Here is a 16,569-nt window from a genome sequence, read left to right on the forward strand (position 1 = left end):
TATGAGGAACGCCTACTCCAGAGTGCGCGGTTGTGGCCGCTGCCCGCCCGGTCGAATGAGCCGAACGGCTGAGGGGTGCGGCCCGCTGTCCTTTCGGACGCGGGCCCGCACCCCTCAGCCGTGTCGTGGTGGCGTTGTCAGGCGCCGACCGCGTGCAGTCCGCCGTCCACGTGGACGATCTCGCCCGTGGTCTTCGGGAACCAGTCGCTCAGCAGCGCGACGACGCCCTTGCCGGCCGGCTCCGGGTCCTTGAGGTCCCACTCCAGCGGGGCGCGGTTGTCCCACACGGAGGCCAGCTCAGCGAAGCCCGGGATGGACTTGGCGGCCATCGAGCCGATCGGGCCCGCGGAGATGAGGTTGCAGCGGATGTTCTGCTTGCCCAGGTCGCGCGCCATGTAGCGGCTGGTGGCCTCAAGGGCGGCCTTGGCGGGGCCCATCCAGTCGTACTGCGGCCAGGCGTACTGGGCGTCGAAGGTGAGGCCGACGACGGAGCCGCCGTTCTGCATCAGCGGCAGACAGGCCATGGTCAGCGACTTCAGGGAGTACGCCGAGACGTGCATGGCCGTGGCGACCGACTCGAAGGGCGTGTTGAGGAAGTTGCCGCCGAGCGCGTCCTGCGGCGCGAAGCCGATGGAGTGGACGACGCCGTCGAGCCCGCCGAGCTCCTCACCGACGATGTCGGCGAGCCGGCCGAGGTGCTCGTCGTTGGTGACGTCGAGCTCGATGACCTTGGTGGGCTTCGGCAGCTTCCTGGCGATGCGCTCGGTCAGGGTGGGCCGCGGGAACGCGGTCAGGATGATCTCGGCGCCCTGCTCCTGAGCCAGCTTGGCGGTGTGGAAGGCGATGGAGGACTCCATCAGCACACCGGTGATCAGGACGCGCTTGCCCTCGAGGATTCCACTCATGGTGATCAGTGACCCATTCCCAGTCCGCCGTCAACGGGGATGACGGCTCCAGTGATGTACGAGGCGTCGTCCGAGGCGAGGAACCGCACCGTCGCGGCGACTTCCTCCGGCCGCGCGTACCGGCCGAGCGGCACCTGCGCCACGATGCCGGCGCGCTGCTCGTCGGTGAGGATCTTCGTCATGTCGGTGTCGACGAAGCCGGGTGCGACGACGTTGAAGGTGATGTTGCGGGAGCCCAGCTCACGGGCGAGGGAGCGGGCGAAGCCGACCAGGGCGGCCTTGGAGGCGGCGTAGTTCGCCTGCCCCGGGGAGCCGTACAGCCCGACCACCGAGGAGATCAGTACGACACGGCCCTTCTTGGCGCGCAGCATGCCGCGGTTGGCACGCTTGACGACCCGGAAGGTGCCGGTGAGGTTGGTGTCGATGACCGAGGTGAAATCCTCCTCGGACATCCGCATCAGGAGCTGGTCCTTGGTGATGCCGGCGTTGGCGATCAGCACCTCGACCGAGCCGTGCTCGGCCTCGATCTCCTTGTAGGCCTGCTCCACCTGCTCGGGGTCGGTGATGTCGCACTTGACTGCGAGGCAGCCCAGCTCCGTCAGGGCGGCCGGCGGCTCGCCCGAACGGTAGGTGATGGCGACCTTGTCGCCGGCGTCGGCGAACGCGCGGGCGATGGCGAGGCCGATGCCCCGGTTGCCTCCGGTGACGAGAACCGAGCGGCTCAACGGATCACCCTTTCGATAGCGGTCTGACACACCCGCCCGGACACCTGGATGACAGGCGGCTTCTCCCCGAAAACCTATCGGTCGCGGCCCGCGCGCGGACAATCGGGCGCCCACAGTGGCTCAGGGGCCGCGCTGTCGGATCCCTACAGAAACATGCGGGCGCCGGTCGGAAACGTATGGTCCGCGGGCGGGACGGCACGACATGATCGGAGCGACCACGGACCACGGATCACGACCACGGACCACGGACCACTGACCACGACCATCACGTCGACAGAAAGAGACGCAGGTGCCTCATAGCATCGACGAAGCCTTCACGGCACTCCCTCTACGCGCCCTCGCCGACGCCGCGCTCGCCCGCGCCCGCGCGCTGGGCGCGCAGCACGCGGACTTCCGGTTCGAGCGGGTGCGCAGCGCGTCCTGGCGGTTGCGGGACGCCAAACCCTCGGGCTCGTCGGACACCACCGACCTCGGGTACGCGGTGCGGGTGGTGCACGGCGGGACGTGGGGATTCGCGTCCGGGGTGGATCTGAGCCTCGACGCCGCCGCCAAGGTCGCGTCGCAGGCCGTCCAGATGGCCAAGCTGTCCGCGCAGGTGATCAAGGCGGCAGGTTCGGACGAGCGGGTCGAGCTGGCCGACGAGCCCGTGCACGCCGAGAAGACGTGGGTCTCGTCGTACGAGATCGATCCATTCAGCGTGCCCGACGAGGAGAAGTCGGCGCTGCTGGCCGAGTGGAGCGCGCGGCTGCTGGCGGCGAACGGGGTCAACCATGTCGACGCCTCGCTGCTCACCGTGCACGAGAACAAGTTCTATGCCGACACCGCCGGGACCGTCACCACCCAGCAGCGGGTACGGCTGCACCCGCAGCTGACCGCCGTGTCGGTGGACGAGTCGAGCGGCGAGTTCGACTCCATGCGCACCGTCGCGCCGCCCGTGGGGCGTGGCTGGGAGTACCTCACGGGCAGCGGCTGGGACTGGGACAGCGAACTCGAGCAGATCCCCGAGCTGCTCGCCGAGAAGATGCGCGCGCCGAGCATCGAGGCGGGGCTGTACGACCTGGTCGTCGACCCGTCCAACCTGTGGCTGACCATCCACGAGTCCATCGGACACGCGACGGAACTGGACCGGGCGCTGGGCTACGAGGCCGCCTACGCCGGCACCTCCTTCGCGACCTTCGACCAGCTGGGCAAGCTGCGCTACGGCTCCGAGCTGATGAACGTGACCGGCGACCGCACCGCCGAGCACGGCCTGGCGACCGTCGGGTACGACGACGAGGGTGTCGAGGGCCAGTCCTGGGACCTGGTGAAGGACGGCACGCTCGTCGGCTACCAGCTGGACCGGCGGATCGCGAGGCTGACCGGGTTCGAGCGGTCCAACGGGTGCGCGTTCGCGGACTCCCCCGGGCATGTGCCCGTGCAGCGGATGGCCAACGTGTCGCTCCAGCCGGACCCGGCCGGGATGTCCACGGAGGATCTCATCGGGAGCGTGGACCGCGGGATCTACGTCGTCGGTGACCGGTCCTGGTCGATCGACATGCAGCGCTACAACTTCCAGTTCACCGGGCAACGGTTCTTCAGGATCGAGAACGGGCGGATCACCGGGCAGCTGCGGGACGTCGCGTACCAGGCGACGACCACCGACTTCTGGGGCTCGATGGCCGCGGTGGGCGGTCCGCAGACGTATGTGCTGGGCGGCGCCTTCAACTGCGGCAAGGCCCAGCCGGGGCAGGTCGCGGCGGTCTCGCACGGCTGCCCGTCGGCTCTCTTCAGGGGCGTCAACATTCTCAACACCACGCAGGAGGCCGGTCGATGAGCGTCAAGTCCGAGATCGGCTGGGGGTCCGGGGGTTACCCCTTGGGAAAGCACAGTCTCAACACCACGCAGGAGGCCGGTCGATGAGCCCTCGTACGAACAAGCCGCACGAGATCGTCGAGCAGGCCCTCGCGCTGTCCCGGGCCGACGGCTGTGTGGTGATCGCCGACGAGCGGTCGACGGCGAACCTGCGCTGGGCGGGCAACGCGCTCACCACCAACGGTGTCACGCGCGGGCGCACCCTCACCGTCATCGCGACCGTCGACGGCCAGGAGGGCACCGCCTCCGGGGTCGTGTCGCGGTCCGCCGTGACCGCGGCGGAACTGGAGCCCCTGGTGCGGGCCGCCGAGGCCGCCGCGCGCGGTGCCGGGCCCGCCGAGGACGCACGGCCGCTCGTGACCGGCGTACCGAGCTCCCCCGACTTCCAGGACGCGCCCGGCGAGACCTCGTCCGCCGTGTTCGCCGACTTCGCGTCGGCGCTCGGTGAGGCGTTCGCACGCGCGCGTGCGGGTGACCGCGAGTTGTACGGCTTCGCCAACCACGAGCTGGTCTCCAGCTACCTCGGCACGTCCACGGGACTGCGGCTGCGGCACGACCAGCCCAACGGGACGCTGGAGCTGAACGCCAAGTCGCCGGACCGTACGCGTTCGGCGTGGGCGGGACGGTCCACACGGGACTTCAAGGACGTCGACCCGGCGGCGCTGGACGCCGAACTCGCCGTACGCCTGGGCTGGGCCGAGCGGCGGATCGCGCTGCCCGCCGGACGGTACGAGACGCTGCTGCCGCCGACCGCCGTGGCGGACCTGCTGATCTACCAGATGTGGTCGTCGTCGGGCCGGGACGCGGTCGAGGGGCGCACGGTGTTCTCGCAGCCGGGCGGCGGCACACGCGTGGGCGAGAAGCTGAGCGAGCTGCCGCTGACGCTGCGCAGCGATCCGAACGAGCCGGGTCTGGAGTCCGCGCCCTTCGTGCTTGCGCACTCCTCCGGGGGCGACCAGTCGGTGTTCGACAACGGTCTGCCGCTCGCCCCCACCGACTGGGTGCGCCAGGGAGAGCTGGGCAACCTGCTGACCAGCCGGCACAGCGCGGAGCTGACCGGGCTGCCGGTCGCACCGGCGATCGACAACCTGATCCTCGACGGGGGTGCGGACCGCTCCCTGGAGGAGATGGTCGCGAACACCGAGCGCGGACTGCTGCTGACCTGCCTCTGGTACATCCGCGAGGTCGACCCGGCGACGCTGCTGCTCACCGGCCTGACCCGGGACGGCGTGTATCTCGTGGAGAACGGCGAGGTGAGCGGCGAGGTCAACAACTTCCGGTTCAACGAGTCCCCGATCGGTCTGCTGGGCCGGGCCGCCGAGGCCGGGCGCACCGAGAAGACCCTGCCGAGGGAATGGAGCGACTACTTCACCAGGGCCGCGATGCCCGCGCTGCGGATCCCCGATTTCAATATGAGCTCTGTCAGTCAGGGCGTATAACCTCGTAGGCGGCTGTCACCCGACTGCCCCGAGATCATTTCGACTGCACGAAGATCCTCCAAGGAGATACGAGAACCGTGACGGACATCGTCGACGAGCTGAAGTGGCGTGGGCTGTGGGCCCTGTCCACTGACGAGGACGCTTTGCGCAAGGCGCTCGCGGACGGTCCCGTCACGTTCTATTGCGGTTTCGACCCGACCGCGGCCAGTCTCCACGTCGGCCACCTGGTGCAGGTCCTCACCATGCGCCGGCTCCAGCAGGCCGGCCTGCGTCCGCTGGCCCTGGTGGGCGGGGCGACCGGCCAGATCGGTGATCCGCGTCCCACGGCCGAGCGCACGCTGAACGACCCGGAGACGGTCGCGAACTGGGTGACCCGGCTGCGCGGACAGATCGAGCCGTACCTGTCCTTCGAGGGCGAGAACGCCGCGGTGATGGTGAACAACCTGGACTGGACGGCCGGTCTGTCCGCCATCGAGTTCCTCCGTGACATCGGCAAGCACTTCCGCGTCAACAAGATGCTCACCAAGGACTCCGTCGCCCGGCGCCTGGAGTCCCAGGAGGGCATCAGCTACACGGAGTTCAGCTACCAGCTGCTCCAGGGCATGGACTTCCTGGAGCTGTACCGCCGCTACGGCTGCACGCTCCAGCAGGGCGGCAGTGACCAGTGGGGCAACCTCACGGCGGGTCTCGACCTGATCCACAGGCTGGAGCCCGAGGCCGAGGCGCACTGCCTGGCGACGCCCCTGATGGTCAAGGCAGACGGCACCAAGTTCGGCAAGACCGAGGGCGGCGCCGTCTGGCTGGACCCGGAGATGACGACGCCGTACGCGTTCTACCAGTTCTGGCTGAACGTGGACGACCGGGACATCTCGACGTACCTGCGCATCCTGTCCTTCAGGTCCCGCGAGGAGCTGGAGGAGTTGGAGAAGCAGACCGAGGAGCGTCCGCAGGCCCGTGCCGGCCAGCGCGCGCTGGCCGAGGAGCTGACGACGCTGGTGCACGGCGCCGACCAGACGGCCGCCGTGATCGCCGCGTCCAAGGCCCTTTTCGGTCAGGGCGAGCTGGCGGAGCTCGACGAGAAGACGCTGGCCGCGGCCCTCTCCGAGGTGCCGCACATCCAGGTCGCCGAGCTCGCTCCGGTGGTCGACCTGTTCGCCGAGGTCGGCCTGGTCGCCAGCAAGTCGGCCGCGCGGCGGACGGTCAAGGAGGGCGGTGCCTACGTGAACAACGCGAAGGTGGCCGCCGAGGACGCCGTCCCCGCCAAGGAGGACCTGCTGCACGAGCGCTGGCTGGTGCTGCGCCGGGGCAAGAAGAACCTGGCGGCGGTCGAGGTCACGGGAGTCTAGGCAGCACGACGGGGGTGGCCTTCCTGAGGGAGGGCCGCCCCCGTTGTCGTACCGCCGGCGTTGTCGTACCGCCGGCTGTCAGGTCCGCTCCTTGTTGCGGCCGAGCGTCGCCATGTACGCCATGTCGCCCAGGGCGACGATGACGATCGCGGCGACGAGCTGGAAGAGGTGCCGCCACCAGTCGATGCCTGAGGTGGCTTCGACGCCCGCCGCGCGCGCGATCGCGTTGCCGACGATCGCTCCGAGAATGCCGCAGATGGTGGTCAGCCAGATAGGGCTGTGCTGCTTGCCGGGGATGATCGCCTTCGCGATCAGACCCAGCACGAATCCCACGATGATCGCCCACAACCAGCCCATGGCTGCCTCCTCGTACGGCTCGACGTGAGCATTAGGCCCAGTGTCGGGGCGCCTGCGGTACGCCGCATGTCGGGTACCGCCTTACGCGGCACGACCGAAGCCGCTCGTCCCGAATGGATGTGCCCCGGTCTCGTAGGCGGCGCAGCCACGGCGTAGCGTGGGTGTTGTCCGGGTTCTGCTCCGCGACCGGGGGCGGACCTGGGGAGGGCGGGGAGCGCCGATGCGGGCGGATGGTGGAATGTGATGCAGAAGCAGCATGGCGGCGGCAACGCCCAGGTGTTCCGGATCACCGGAGCCCGGACGGGGCTGGAGGAGGACGTACGGGGACGGCAGCGCCGGTACGTCATCTCGATGGCGATCCGTACGTTGTCGGTGATCCTCGCGGTTGTTCTCTGGAACGTGGAACGGCACGTCGCGATTGTCGCGCTGGTGCTGGGCGCGGTCCTGCCGTACATCGCCGTGGTCGTCGCCAACGCGGGGCGGGAGAAGGCGCCGTCGCTTCCGTCGACGTTCGTGGCCGTGCCGACGCGGCCGATGATCACACCGCCGGGGGCCGATGAGGGGTTCGCGGAACCCGGTGTGGAACCCCGCGCGGAAGACGTCAAGGCCGACTCCGGGCAGGGTGTGCGGAACGAGCCGCGCGACCGGGCGTGATCATGGCGCATCCCCGTCGGGTGCCTAACAACCGGAAGTCAGCCCCCCACCAAGCTCAAGAAAAGCTCAGATCAATCATGTTGTTCCGGTGCCGGGCGACGGGTGACCCGTGACATACTTCGTAGGCGCTCCGCATCCCCCGTCGGAGCGACAGACCGACGCCGGGCAGCTCCCCCCGTGGCTGCTCGGCGTCGCCTTTTCTGTCTGCTGATCGGGTTAGGGTCGGGCTGTGATGGTCCCTGATCCCGAAACGCCGATCTGTTCCGCCAAGGGCTGCCGTGCCGCCGCCCTGTGGGTGCTCGCCTGGAACAACCCCAAGATCCACCCGCCGGAGCGCCGCAAGACGTGGCTGGCGTGCGAGGAGCACCGGGAGCATCTGTCGCAGTTCCTCGGGGTGCGGGGGTTCCTCAAGGACGTGGTGACGTTCGAGGACTGGGAAGCGCGGGAGAGCTCCTAGGTTTTCGCCGCCGTGGCACCGGTGTCGTGGCACCAGTGCCGTGGCGGGCAATGTTCGCCCCGGCACTAGCCGCCGATCGCGGACATCGGCCGGTCCGGCTGGACGAACGTCGGGTCGTCCAGGCCCGCGCCCGCCTTCTTGCCCCACATCGCGAGGCGCCAGATGCGGGCGATCTCCTCGTCGGGGGCGTCGGAGCGCAGGGCCGCGCGCAGGTCGGTCTCCTCACGGGCGAACAGACAGGTGCGTATCTGGCCGTCGGCCGTCAGGCGGGTGCGGTCGCAGGCCGCGCAGAACGGGCGGGTGACGGACGCGATGACACCGACGCGGTGCGGACCGCCGTCCACGATCCAGCGCTCGGCGGGGGCCGAACCGCGCTCGTCGGAGCCCTCCGCGGTCAGGTCGAAGCGGGTGCGCAGGGAGGCGAGGATGTCCCCCGCGGTGATCATGCCGTCGCGCTTCCAGCCGTGCTGGGCGTCCAGGGGCATCTGCTCTATGAAGCGCAGTTCGTAGTCGTGCTCCACCGCCCAGGCCAGAAGGTCGGGGGCCTCGTCGTCGTTGAGTCCCGGCATCAGGACCGAGTTGACCTTGACCGGGGTCAGGCCCGCGTCACGGGCGGCTTCCAGGCCCGCGATGACGTCCTGGTGGCGGTCCCTGCGGGTGAGGGTCTTGAAGACGTCCGGCCGGAGTGTGTCCAGGGAGACGTTGACCCGGTCCAGGCCGGCCGCCTTCAGGGCCGGCGCCGTGCGCCTGAGGCCGATGCCGTTGGTGGTGAGGGACATCTGGGGGCGCGGCTCCAGGGCGGCCACCCGCTCGACGATGCCGACCAGTCCGGGACGCAGCAGCGGTTCACCGCCGGTGAAGCGGACCTCCTCGATACCGAGGGAAGTGACGGCGATGTCGATCAGACGGACGATCTCGTCGTCCGTGAGCAGGTCCGGCTTCGCCAGCCACTGCAGGCCCTCCTCGGGCATGCAGTAGGAGCAGCGCAGGTTGCACCGGTCCGTCAGCGAGACCCTCAGATCGGTGGCCACTCGGCCGTAGGTGTCGATGAGCACGTGGGCCCCTCCCTCCGCGGATCACAGATTTTCCGACACCTGCGAGCCTACGCGACAGTACTGACATCCAAAGAGCCCGATCCCACGAGGTACGAAACGGCCGCGTCGTAGGGAGCTACGACGCGGCCGCTCAGGGGGCGTACCGGGGCTGGGTCAGTGGGCGCCGGTGCCGGTGAGGGACCGGACCTCCAGCTCCGCGTACTTGGCGGCGTCCGGCTCCTCCTTGGACAGGATCGTGCCGAGCCAGCCCATCAGGAAGCCGAACGGGATCGAGATGATGCCCGGGTTCTTCAGCGGGAACCAGGCGAAGTCGACGTCGGGGAACATCGCCTTGGGGTCACCGGAGACTACGGGCGAGAACAGCACCAGGGTGACGGCCACGACCAGGCCGCCGTAGATCGACCACAGGGCGCCCTGGGTGGTGAACCGCTTCCAGAACAGGCTGTAGAGGATCGTCGGCAGGTTGGCGGAGGCCGCGACCGCGAAGGCCAGTGCGACCAGGCCGGCGACGTTCAGGTCTCGGGCGAGGGCGCCCAGGAGGATGGAGACCGCACCGATGCCGATGGTCGCCAGCCGGGCCGCCCTCATCTCCTCCTTCTCGGTGGCCTGTCCCTTCTTGATGACGTTCGCGTAGATGTCGTGGGCGAACGACGAGGACGAGGCCAGGGTGAGGCCGGCGACCACGGCCAGGATCGTCGCGAAGGCCACCGCCGAGATCGTGGCGAGCAGGATCGCGCCCCAGGTCGAGTCGACGCCACCGAGGTGGAGGGCGAGCAGGGGTGCCGCCGTGTTGCCGGACGGGTTGGACGCGATGATCTCGTCCTGGGAGATCAGCGCCGCGGCGCCGAAGCCGAGGGCGATGGTCATCAGGTAGAAGCCGCCGATGATGCCGATGGCCCAGTTCACGGACTTCCGGGCGGCCTTGGCGTTGGGCACCGTGTAGAAGCGGATCAGGATGTGCGGCAGGCCGGCGGTGCCGAGCACCAGGGCGATGCCGAGGGAGATGAAGTCCAGCTTGGTGGTGCCGGTCGCGCCGTACTGGAGACCGGGCTCCAGGAAGGCCGAGCCCTTGCCGCTGTTCTCGGCGGCCGTGCCCAGCAGGTCGGAGATGTTGAAGTTGAACTTCAGCAGCACCAGGAAGGTGATCAGGATGGTGCCGCTGATGAGCAGCACGGCCTTGACCATCTGGACCCAGGTGGTGCCCTTCATGCCGCCGATGGAGACGTACACGATCATCAGGACGCCGACCAGGGCGACGATGCCGATCTTGCCCGCGTCGGAGGTGATGCCGAGCAGCAGCGAGACGAGGACGCCCGCGCCCGCCATCTGGGCCAGCAGGTAGAAGATCGAGACGACGATCGTGGAGGTGCCGGCGGCGGTGCGCACCGGGCGCTGGCGCATGCGGTACGCGAGCACGTCGCCCATGGTGTAGCGGCCGGAGTTGCGCAGTGGTTCCGCGACCAGGAGCAGGGCCACCAGCCAGGCGACCAGGAAGCCGATGGAGTAGAGGAACCCGTCGTATCCGAAGAGGGCGATGGCGCCCGCGATGCCGAGGAAGGACGCGGCCGACATGTAGTCGCCGGACACCGCGAGGCCGTTCTGGAAGGCGCTGAACTGTCGGCCGCCGGCGTAGAAGTCGGCGGCGTCCTTGGTCTGGCGGCCCGCCCAGACGGTGATGACGAGCGTCGCGAGGACGAACACGGCGAACAGGGAGATGATCAGCGGCCGGTGCTCGCTTGCCTCGCCGGCCGCCAGGGTGATCGCGGGGCTCATGCGCCGCCCTCCATTCGGGACTTGATGGCCTCGGCCTTGGGGTCGAGCTTCGTGGCGGCGTGCCGCGAGTACCACCAGGCGATGAGGAACGTGGTGAGGAACTGGGCGAGGCCGAGGAGGAGGGCCACGTTGATGTTGCCGAAGACCTTGGTGCCCATGAAGTCGCCCGCGTAGTTCGACAGCAGGACGTACAGCAGATACCAGGCGATGAAGCCGATGGTCAGCGGGAAGGCGAAGGAGCGGTGGGAGTGGCGCAGTTCACCGAACTCCGCGCTCTCCTGCACCTCGGTGAACTCCTCGGGTGAGGGGAGTTTGTGTGTCTCTTTCGAGGGTGGCGGTGCGTCGGTGGCCACGGAGTCTCCTCGCGTTGCGGATGCGGTTGTGACGGGGATCGGGGGCGAGTGTCCTCGCGTTCCCTGCCCAAGGTCACGGCGGCGCACGAGGACCGGTTCAACAACGAGGTCGTCTTTCCGAAGTCACCTCGGGTAAGTCATTGCTGGCCAGCGACTTCGGAAGATAGCTTCGGGCTGCACCACCCGTCATGTACCTGCCCGAGCAGCACCCGCGTCTCGGGCCGGTTTCGTTTCCGGATGATGTGGAGACCCCATGCCTCATCTGCGTTCCAGACGCCGACTCGCCCTCGCCGTCCCCGTCGTGCTCTCGCTTACGGCCTCGCTCGGCTTCCTGCCCGCGGCGGCGTCGGCCGCGCCGAGTGTGGAAAGTGCCGCTCGGGCGACGGACGCGCCCGACCTGGCGTATGTCGTCAACACCAAGCTGGACCCCCGCACGATCGCGTCGGTGAAGAAGGCCGTCCCGGCGGCCGGCGGCACCGTCGTGACCACGTACGAGAAGATCGGCGTGATCGTCGTCCACTCGTCGAACCCCGAATTCGGCAAGGAGATAAGGGCCGTTCGCGGGGTGCGGTCGGCGGGTGCCACCCGTACCACGCCGCTGACCGCGGCGGGGACGACGGACGAGGGCGCGGCCCGGTTCCTGTCGAAGGAGCAGGCCGCGAAGGTGGCGAGCGTCTCCGCCGACACTCCGGGCAGTGAGCCCCTGGAGGCCGATCAGTGGGACCTCCGCGCGATCGGCGCCGACAGGGCCGCGCAGATCAACCCGGGCAGCCGCAAGGTGACCGTCGCCGTGATCGACACCGGCGTCGACGACACCCACCCCGACCTCGCCCCGAACTTCTCCGCCGACCAGTCGGCCAACTGCGTCGGCGGCGTCGCGGACACCAGCGCGGGCGCCTGGCGCCCGTACACCGCGGAGGACTACCACGGCACGCATGTGGCCGGTGAGATAGCCGCGGCCCGCAACGGCATAGGCGTCGCCGGAGTCGCCCCCGGAGTCAAGGTCTCCGGTATCAAGGTGAGCGACCCGGACAACGGGCTCTTCTATCCCGAGAGTGTCGTGTGTGCCTTCGTGTTCGCCGCCGACCACGGCGTGGAGATCACGAACAACAGCTACTACGTTGATCCGTGGCTGTACAACTGCATGGACGATCCGGATCAGAAGGCGATCGTCGACGCGGTCAACAGGGCGCAGACGTACGCCCAGAAGAAGGGCACGCTCAACCTGGCCTCGGCGGGCAACTCGAACGACGACCTAAACTCCGACGCGATCGTCGACGACAGCAGCCCCGACGACTCCACGCCGGTCGAGCGGACCATCGACCCGCACGAGTGCTTCGACGTGCCGACGCAGTTGCCCGGTGTCGTCACGGTCAGCGCGACGGGCGTACAGAACCTCAAGTCGTACTACTCCTCGTACGGCAAGGGTGTCGTGGACATCGCGGCGCCGGGCGGCGACCGGCTCTACCAGCTCCCGGACACGCCCTCCAAGGACGGCCGCATCCTGTCGACGATGCCGAACGGCGCGTACGCCTTCCTGCAGGGCACGTCGATGGCCTCGCCGCACGCCGCCGGTGTCGCCGCGCTGCTGAAGTCGAAGTACCCGCACGCCACCCCGGCGGTGCTGCAGGCGCTGCTCAAGGCGCAGGCGGACAACCCCGGTTGCCCGGCGTCGTACGACCAGAACGGCGACGGAACGCAGGACGCGGTGTGCGAGGGCGGCAAGCGCGTCAACGGCTTCTACGGGTACGGCATCGTCAACGCGCTGCGCGCGGTGAAGTAGACCCCTTCCCGTGGCATCCCTTTTCCCTGGACATCCCCGCCGCTTCGGACTTCCCGCACGGCCTGCTCGTACCCCCAACGAACTGGAGATCCTGACACCATGACCGCGCCTCACCCGCGTTACCGCCGCGCGCTCACCGTTCCGCTCGGAATGGCCATGGCCACGGCGGTGGCGTTCCTGCCCAACACCGCGGCCGCGGCGGACGCGCCCGGCACCGTCGCCGGCGTCACCGGTGCCGTGAACGACGTCCTCGCCTCGGCCACGGGGGCGGACGCGTCCGCGCTCAGCTATGTCGTCAACGTCCGCCCCGGGCACGGGCCTTCGGCGCACGTGAAGAAGGCCATCGCCGAGGCCGGCGGCACGATCGTGACGTCGTACGACCAGATAGGCGTGATCGTCGTCCACTCGTCGAACCCGGACTTCGCCAAGGCGGTCCGCAAGGTACGGGGGGTCGACTCGGCCGGCAACACGCGCAACGCGCCGCTGCCCGCGCAGTCGACGACCGACCTGGGCGCGCCGAAGGCGCTCAGCGCCACGGAGGTCGCCGCCGCCGAGGCCAAGTCCGCCGCCGGGCAGGACCCGCTGGAGTCCCTGCAGTGGGACCTGCCGGCCATCAAGGCGGACAAGGCGCACGAGAAGTCGCTGGGCAGCAGCAAGGTGACGGTCGCGGTGATCGACACCGGTGTCGACGACACGCACCCCGACATCGCACCGAACTTCGACCGTGCCGCGTCCGTCAACTGTGTGACGGGCAAGCCGGACACGGCCGACGGGGCGTGGCGGCCCAGCTCGGCGGAGAGCCCGCACGGCACGCACGTGGCCGGTGAGATCGCGGCCTCGAAGAACGACGTCGGCATGACGGGCGTGGCGCCCGGGGTGAAGGTCGCCGGCATCAAGGTGTCGACCACCGCCGGCTACTTCTACACGGAGGCCGTGGTGTGCGGCTTCGTGTGGGCGGCCACGCACGGTGTCGACGTCACCAACAACAGCTATTACACCGACCCCTGGTACTTCAACTGCACGAACGACCCGGATCAGAAGGCGCTCGTGGACGCCGTCTCGCGGGCCTCGCGGTACGCGGAGAAGAAGGGCACGGTCAACGTCGCCGCGGCCGGAAACGAGAACTACGACCTCGCGGCCGACGAGATCACCGACCCGTCCTCACCGAACGACGGCACACCTTCGGACCGGGTGGTCGACCCGTCGAAGTGCCTTGACATTCCGACCCAGTTGCCGGGTGTCGTGACGGTCGCGGCGACCGGTGCGAAGGGCATCAAGTCGTCCTTCTCCAACCACGGACTGGGGATCATCGACGTCGCCGCTCCCGGCGGCGACTCCACGAGCTACCAGGCGCCGGCGCCGCCCGCGACGAGCGGACTGATCCTGGGCACGCTGCCCGGCGGCAAGTGGGGCTACATGGCCGGCACGTCGATGGCGAGCCCGCATGTGGCGGCCGTCGCCGCGTTGATCAAGTCGACGCATCCGCACGCCTCGCCTGCCCTGGTGAAGGCCCTGCTGTACGCCGAGGCCGACGCGACGCCGTGCACGAAGCCGTACGACATCGACGGCGACGGCAAGGTCGACGCGGTGTGCGAGGGCTCGAAGAACCGCAACAGCTTCTACGGCCGGGGTGTGGTGGACGCACTGGACGCGGTGACCAGGTAGGTCCACATATTGATTGAGTCAATACTGCTGGTGCAGTCATGACTGCGATCAAGTCCGCATGGTCCGCGGTGGGCGGCGACCCCGCCCACCGCGGCCGTGCGTCGGTAGTCGAGCGGGAAGGCGCTCCGCAAGGGCGCCTTCCCGCACGGGAGTTGGCGCGGGCCTGCGTGGGCGCGTGCGCGGCGGCCCAGTCATACCCCCGCCGCTCCCAGCAACGCGCCCGCCGCGTAGGTCACCCCCATCGCCAGCGCGCCGCCCGCGACGTTGCGCAGCATCGCCCAGCCCGGTCTCGCCGCTCCCAGCCGGGCGCTGCTCCAGCCGGTCAGGGTGAGCGCCGCGAGGACGGACACCACCGTGACCGGCACCCGCCAGTCCGCGGGCGGCAGCACGATCGCCAGCAGCGGCAGCAACGCCCCGACCGTGAACGCGAGGAAGCTCGCCCACGCCGCGTGCCACGGATTGGTGAGCTCGTCCGGGTCGATGCCGAGCTCCACGCGCGCGTGCGCCCGCAGCGCGTCGCGTTCCGTCAACTGGACGGCGGCTTCCCGGGCCACCTCCCGGGTGAGCCCCCGTTCCGCCAACAGCTGGGTCAGCTCCTGCAGCTCGGCCTCGGGCTGCTCGCGCAACTCGCGCCTCTCCAGCGCCAGGGCCGCCTTCTCCGAGTCGCGCTGGGTGGAGACGGACACGTACTCCCCCGCCGCCATCGACATGGAACCGGCCAGCAGACCCGCGAGGCCGGCCGTGAACAGCGTGGCGCGGTCCGCCGTGGCGCCGGCCACGCCGACCACGAGACCGGCGGTGGAGACGATGCCGTCGTTCGCGCCCAGGACCGCCGCCCGCAGCCAGTTGAGGCGCGCGCCGAGCGCTCCGCCGTGGGCCTCGTCATGAGTGGGTTCGGTCACACCCAAAGGATCGCACTCCGGTGCTCGGCCGCCCCGCACCTACGCGGATCGGCGTCGGGGGTCCGAGCGGCGGGCCGCGCACGGGACCGTAGCGGGGAGGCTCCGGGGCCGGCGGCCGGGCCGAACCTGCCGCCGCACAGGGGAACTTCGGCGCGCGACGGCCCGACCGCTCCGTCGAGACTCGAACAGACGGGCGCGGCCCGGTACCTGACGGACGGGTACGGGACGGCGCTGTCAGTCGTGGCCCGTATCCTCAGGGACCATGCTCGAAGACCTCACGACCGCAGCGTCCTCCGCCACGGGGTGGCCGGCCGCGTATCCGAAGGGATACGCGGTCGTTGACGTGGAGACCACCGGTCTCGCCCGCCACGACCGGATAATCTCCGCGGCCGTCTACCGCCTGGACGCGCGCGGCGAGGTCGAGGACCACTGGTACACGCTGGTCAACCCGGAGCGCGAACCGGGCCCCGTATGGATCCACGGCCTGACGAACGACGTGCTGGAAGGCGCGCCCCTCTTCACGGACATCGCCGAGGAGTTCTCGACCCGCCTCGACGGCCGGGTGCTCGTCGCGCACAACGCGGTCTTCGACTGGCAGATGATCGCCCGGGAGTACGCGCGCGCGGAGCGCGAGGCTCCGGTGCGGCAGCGACTGTGCACCATCGCGCTGTCCAAGGAGCTGGGCCTGCCCCTGCCCAACCACAAGCTGGAGACCCTCGCGGCGCACTTCGGCGTCGTACAGCAGCGTGCGCACCACGCGCTGGACGACGCGCGCGTGCTGGCGGAGGCGTTCCGGCCGAGCCTCAAGGCCGCGGCCACCGGCGGTGTACGACTGCCCCTGCACGAGTGCCGGCCGCTGACCGAGTGGTCGGACCTGGCCACGCCCCGGATCGGACAGCAGGCGGGCGCGAGCGGCTACGGCAGCTACCGGCCGACCAGTTGGCGCCCCGCCCGCAAAAGGCCCGCATGCCCCTATCCCAACCCGGGCCGCTACGAAGAGAGCAAACCGCTCAAGCAGGGCATGCGGATCGCCTTCTCCGGAGACACGTCCATCGAGCGCGATCTCCTGGAGGACCGCGCGACCGAGGCCGGACTGCATGTCGCCACCAGCATCTCCCGGCTGACCAGCCTGCTCGTCACCAACGACCCGGACTCGGGCACCTCGAAGGTGGTCAAGGCCCGGCAGTACGGCACCCCGGTCGTCGACGAGGCGGCGTTCGGTCAGCTGCTCAGGGATGTCGAGCCGGCCACCGAGTCGTGACCGTACGGACGGGTGATTGCCGGGCGACTCGCCCGGTGTCGTC

At 69.6% G+C, this 16,569-nt stretch carries 15 protein-coding genes; 8 read left to right on the plus strand and 7 right to left on the minus strand.

From position 1 onward, the window contains the following. Positions 1-137: 137 nt before the first annotated feature. Positions 138-905 carry an enoyl-ACP reductase FabI gene (fabI, locus tag AB0H86_RS38620; protein ID WP_362449821.1) on the minus strand — a complete coding sequence of 256 codons (768 nt, stop codon included), beginning with the start codon at positions 903-905 and terminating at the stop codon, positions 138-140. 5 nt (positions 906-910) lie between these two features. After that, positions 911-1,630, minus strand: coding sequence for a 3-oxoacyl-[acyl-carrier-protein] reductase (fabG, locus tag AB0H86_RS38625; protein ID WP_362449823.1), 720 nt, complete (start codon positions 1,628-1,630; stop codon positions 911-913). Positions 1,631-1,919: 289 nt separating this feature from the next. Here fabG and AB0H86_RS38630 point away from each other — a divergent pair, with 289 nt between their 5' ends. The 3 genes from AB0H86_RS38630 to tyrS all read left to right on the plus strand — a co-directional run bounded on the left by AB0H86_RS38630 (position 1,920) and on the right by tyrS (position 6,266). Further along, complete coding sequence (locus AB0H86_RS38630; RefSeq protein ID WP_362449825.1) at positions 1,920-3,443, plus strand: TldD/PmbA family protein; 1,524 nt, start codon at positions 1,920-1,922, stop codon at positions 3,441-3,443. Positions 3,444-3,525: 82 nt separating this feature from the next. Continuing rightward, positions 3,526-4,920: a metallopeptidase TldD-related protein gene (locus AB0H86_RS38635; protein ID WP_362449827.1), complete on the plus strand. Its 1,395-nt coding sequence runs from the start codon at positions 3,526-3,528 to the stop codon at positions 4,918-4,920. A 77-nt stretch (positions 4,921-4,997) separates the two neighbouring features. Next, on the plus strand, positions 4,998-6,266 hold the full coding sequence (tyrS, locus tag AB0H86_RS38640; RefSeq protein ID WP_362449829.1) for a tyrosine--tRNA ligase: 1,269 nt from the start codon (positions 4,998-5,000) through the stop codon (positions 6,264-6,266). A gap of 78 nt (positions 6,267-6,344) precedes the next feature. On the opposite strand, the gene AB0H86_RS38645 is transcribed toward tyrS, so the two are convergent. Beyond that, positions 6,345-6,623: a GlsB/YeaQ/YmgE family stress response membrane protein gene (locus AB0H86_RS38645; protein ID WP_362449831.1), complete on the minus strand. Its 279-nt coding sequence runs from the start codon at positions 6,621-6,623 to the stop codon at positions 6,345-6,347. Positions 6,624-6,866: 243 nt separating this feature from the next. Here AB0H86_RS38645 and AB0H86_RS38650 point away from each other — a divergent pair, with 243 nt between their 5' ends. Both AB0H86_RS38650 and AB0H86_RS38655 read left to right on the plus strand, forming a co-directional pair. Continuing rightward, complete coding sequence (locus AB0H86_RS38650; protein WP_362449833.1) at positions 6,867-7,277, plus strand: DUF3099 domain-containing protein; 411 nt, start codon at positions 6,867-6,869, stop codon at positions 7,275-7,277. 232 nt (positions 7,278-7,509) lie between these two features. Beyond that, positions 7,510-7,734: a hypothetical protein gene (locus tag AB0H86_RS38655; protein ID WP_362449980.1), complete on the plus strand. Its 225-nt coding sequence runs from the start codon at positions 7,510-7,512 to the stop codon at positions 7,732-7,734. Positions 7,735-7,799: 65 nt separating this feature from the next. Here the strand turns inward: AB0H86_RS38655 and moaA are convergent, their stop codons facing one another. From moaA to AB0H86_RS38670, 3 genes are all read right to left on the minus strand, one after another. Beyond that, entirely contained in the window at positions 7,800-8,789 is a 990-nt protein-coding gene (gene moaA / locus AB0H86_RS38660) for a GTP 3',8-cyclase MoaA (protein WP_362449835.1), read from the minus strand. Positions 8,790-8,942: 153 nt separating this feature from the next. After that, positions 8,943-10,562, minus strand: a complete 1,620-nt coding sequence (locus tag AB0H86_RS38665; RefSeq protein WP_362449837.1) for a cation acetate symporter — start codon at positions 10,560-10,562, stop codon at positions 8,943-8,945. Further along, entirely contained in the window at positions 10,559-10,915 is a 357-nt protein-coding gene (locus AB0H86_RS38670; protein ID WP_362449839.1) for a DUF485 domain-containing protein, read from the minus strand. The genes AB0H86_RS38665 and AB0H86_RS38670 overlap by 4 nt, the downstream gene beginning before the upstream one ends. A gap of 253 nt (positions 10,916-11,168) precedes the next feature. On the opposite strand from AB0H86_RS38670, the gene AB0H86_RS38675 reads away from it, so the two are divergent. Together AB0H86_RS38675 and AB0H86_RS38680 are read left to right on the plus strand one after the other, a co-directional pair. After that, positions 11,169-12,698: a S8 family serine peptidase gene (locus tag AB0H86_RS38675; RefSeq protein WP_362449841.1), complete on the plus strand. Its 1,530-nt coding sequence runs from the start codon at positions 11,169-11,171 to the stop codon at positions 12,696-12,698. A 99-nt stretch (positions 12,699-12,797) separates the two neighbouring features. Continuing rightward, positions 12,798-14,363 (plus strand): S8 family serine peptidase, encoded by a 1,566-nt coding sequence (locus AB0H86_RS38680; protein ID WP_362449843.1) that lies wholly within the window; start codon positions 12,798-12,800, stop codon positions 14,361-14,363. A gap of 191 nt (positions 14,364-14,554) precedes the next feature. Here the strand turns inward: AB0H86_RS38680 and AB0H86_RS38685 are convergent, their stop codons facing one another. Beyond that, complete coding sequence (locus AB0H86_RS38685) at positions 14,555-15,265, minus strand: VIT family protein (protein ID WP_362449845.1); 711 nt, start codon at positions 15,263-15,265, stop codon at positions 14,555-14,557. A 262-nt stretch (positions 15,266-15,527) separates the two neighbouring features. On the opposite strand from AB0H86_RS38685, the gene AB0H86_RS38690 reads away from it, so the two are divergent. Continuing rightward, positions 15,528-16,526, plus strand: a complete 999-nt coding sequence (locus AB0H86_RS38690; RefSeq protein WP_362449847.1) for a DEDDh family exonuclease — start codon at positions 15,528-15,530, stop codon at positions 16,524-16,526. Positions 16,527-16,569 lie beyond the last annotated feature (43 nt).

This window comes from Streptomyces sp. NPDC050997 (genome assembly GCF_040660135.1).
Classification (GTDB): Bacteria; Actinomycetota; Actinomycetes; order Streptomycetales; family Streptomycetaceae; genus Streptomyces.

Coding starts and splice junctions, on each gene's coding strand:
- fabI (WP_362449821.1), bottom strand. CDS start 905: ATGAGTGGAATCCTCGAGGGCAAGCGCGTCCTGATCACCGGTGTGCTG.
- AB0H86_RS38635 (WP_362449827.1), top strand. CDS start 3,526: ATGAGCCCTCGTACGAACAAGCCGCACGAGATCGTCGAGCAGGCCCTC.
- AB0H86_RS38645 (WP_362449831.1), bottom strand. CDS start 6,623: ATGGGCTGGTTGTGGGCGATCATCGTGGGATTCGTGCTGGGTCTGATC.
- AB0H86_RS38650 (WP_362449833.1), top strand. CDS start 6,867: ATGCAGAAGCAGCATGGCGGCGGCAACGCCCAGGTGTTCCGGATCACC.
- AB0H86_RS38655 (WP_362449980.1), top strand. CDS start 7,510: ATGGTCCCTGATCCCGAAACGCCGATCTGTTCCGCCAAGGGCTGCCGT.
- AB0H86_RS38665 (WP_362449837.1), bottom strand. CDS start 10,562: ATGAGCCCCGCGATCACCCTGGCGGCCGGCGAGGCAAGCGAGCACCGG.
- AB0H86_RS38675 (WP_362449841.1), top strand. CDS start 11,169: ATGCCTCATCTGCGTTCCAGACGCCGACTCGCCCTCGCCGTCCCCGTC.
- AB0H86_RS38680 (WP_362449843.1), top strand. CDS start 12,798: ATGACCGCGCCTCACCCGCGTTACCGCCGCGCGCTCACCGTTCCGCTC.
- AB0H86_RS38690 (WP_362449847.1), top strand. CDS start 15,528: ATGCTCGAAGACCTCACGACCGCAGCGTCCTCCGCCACGGGGTGGCCG.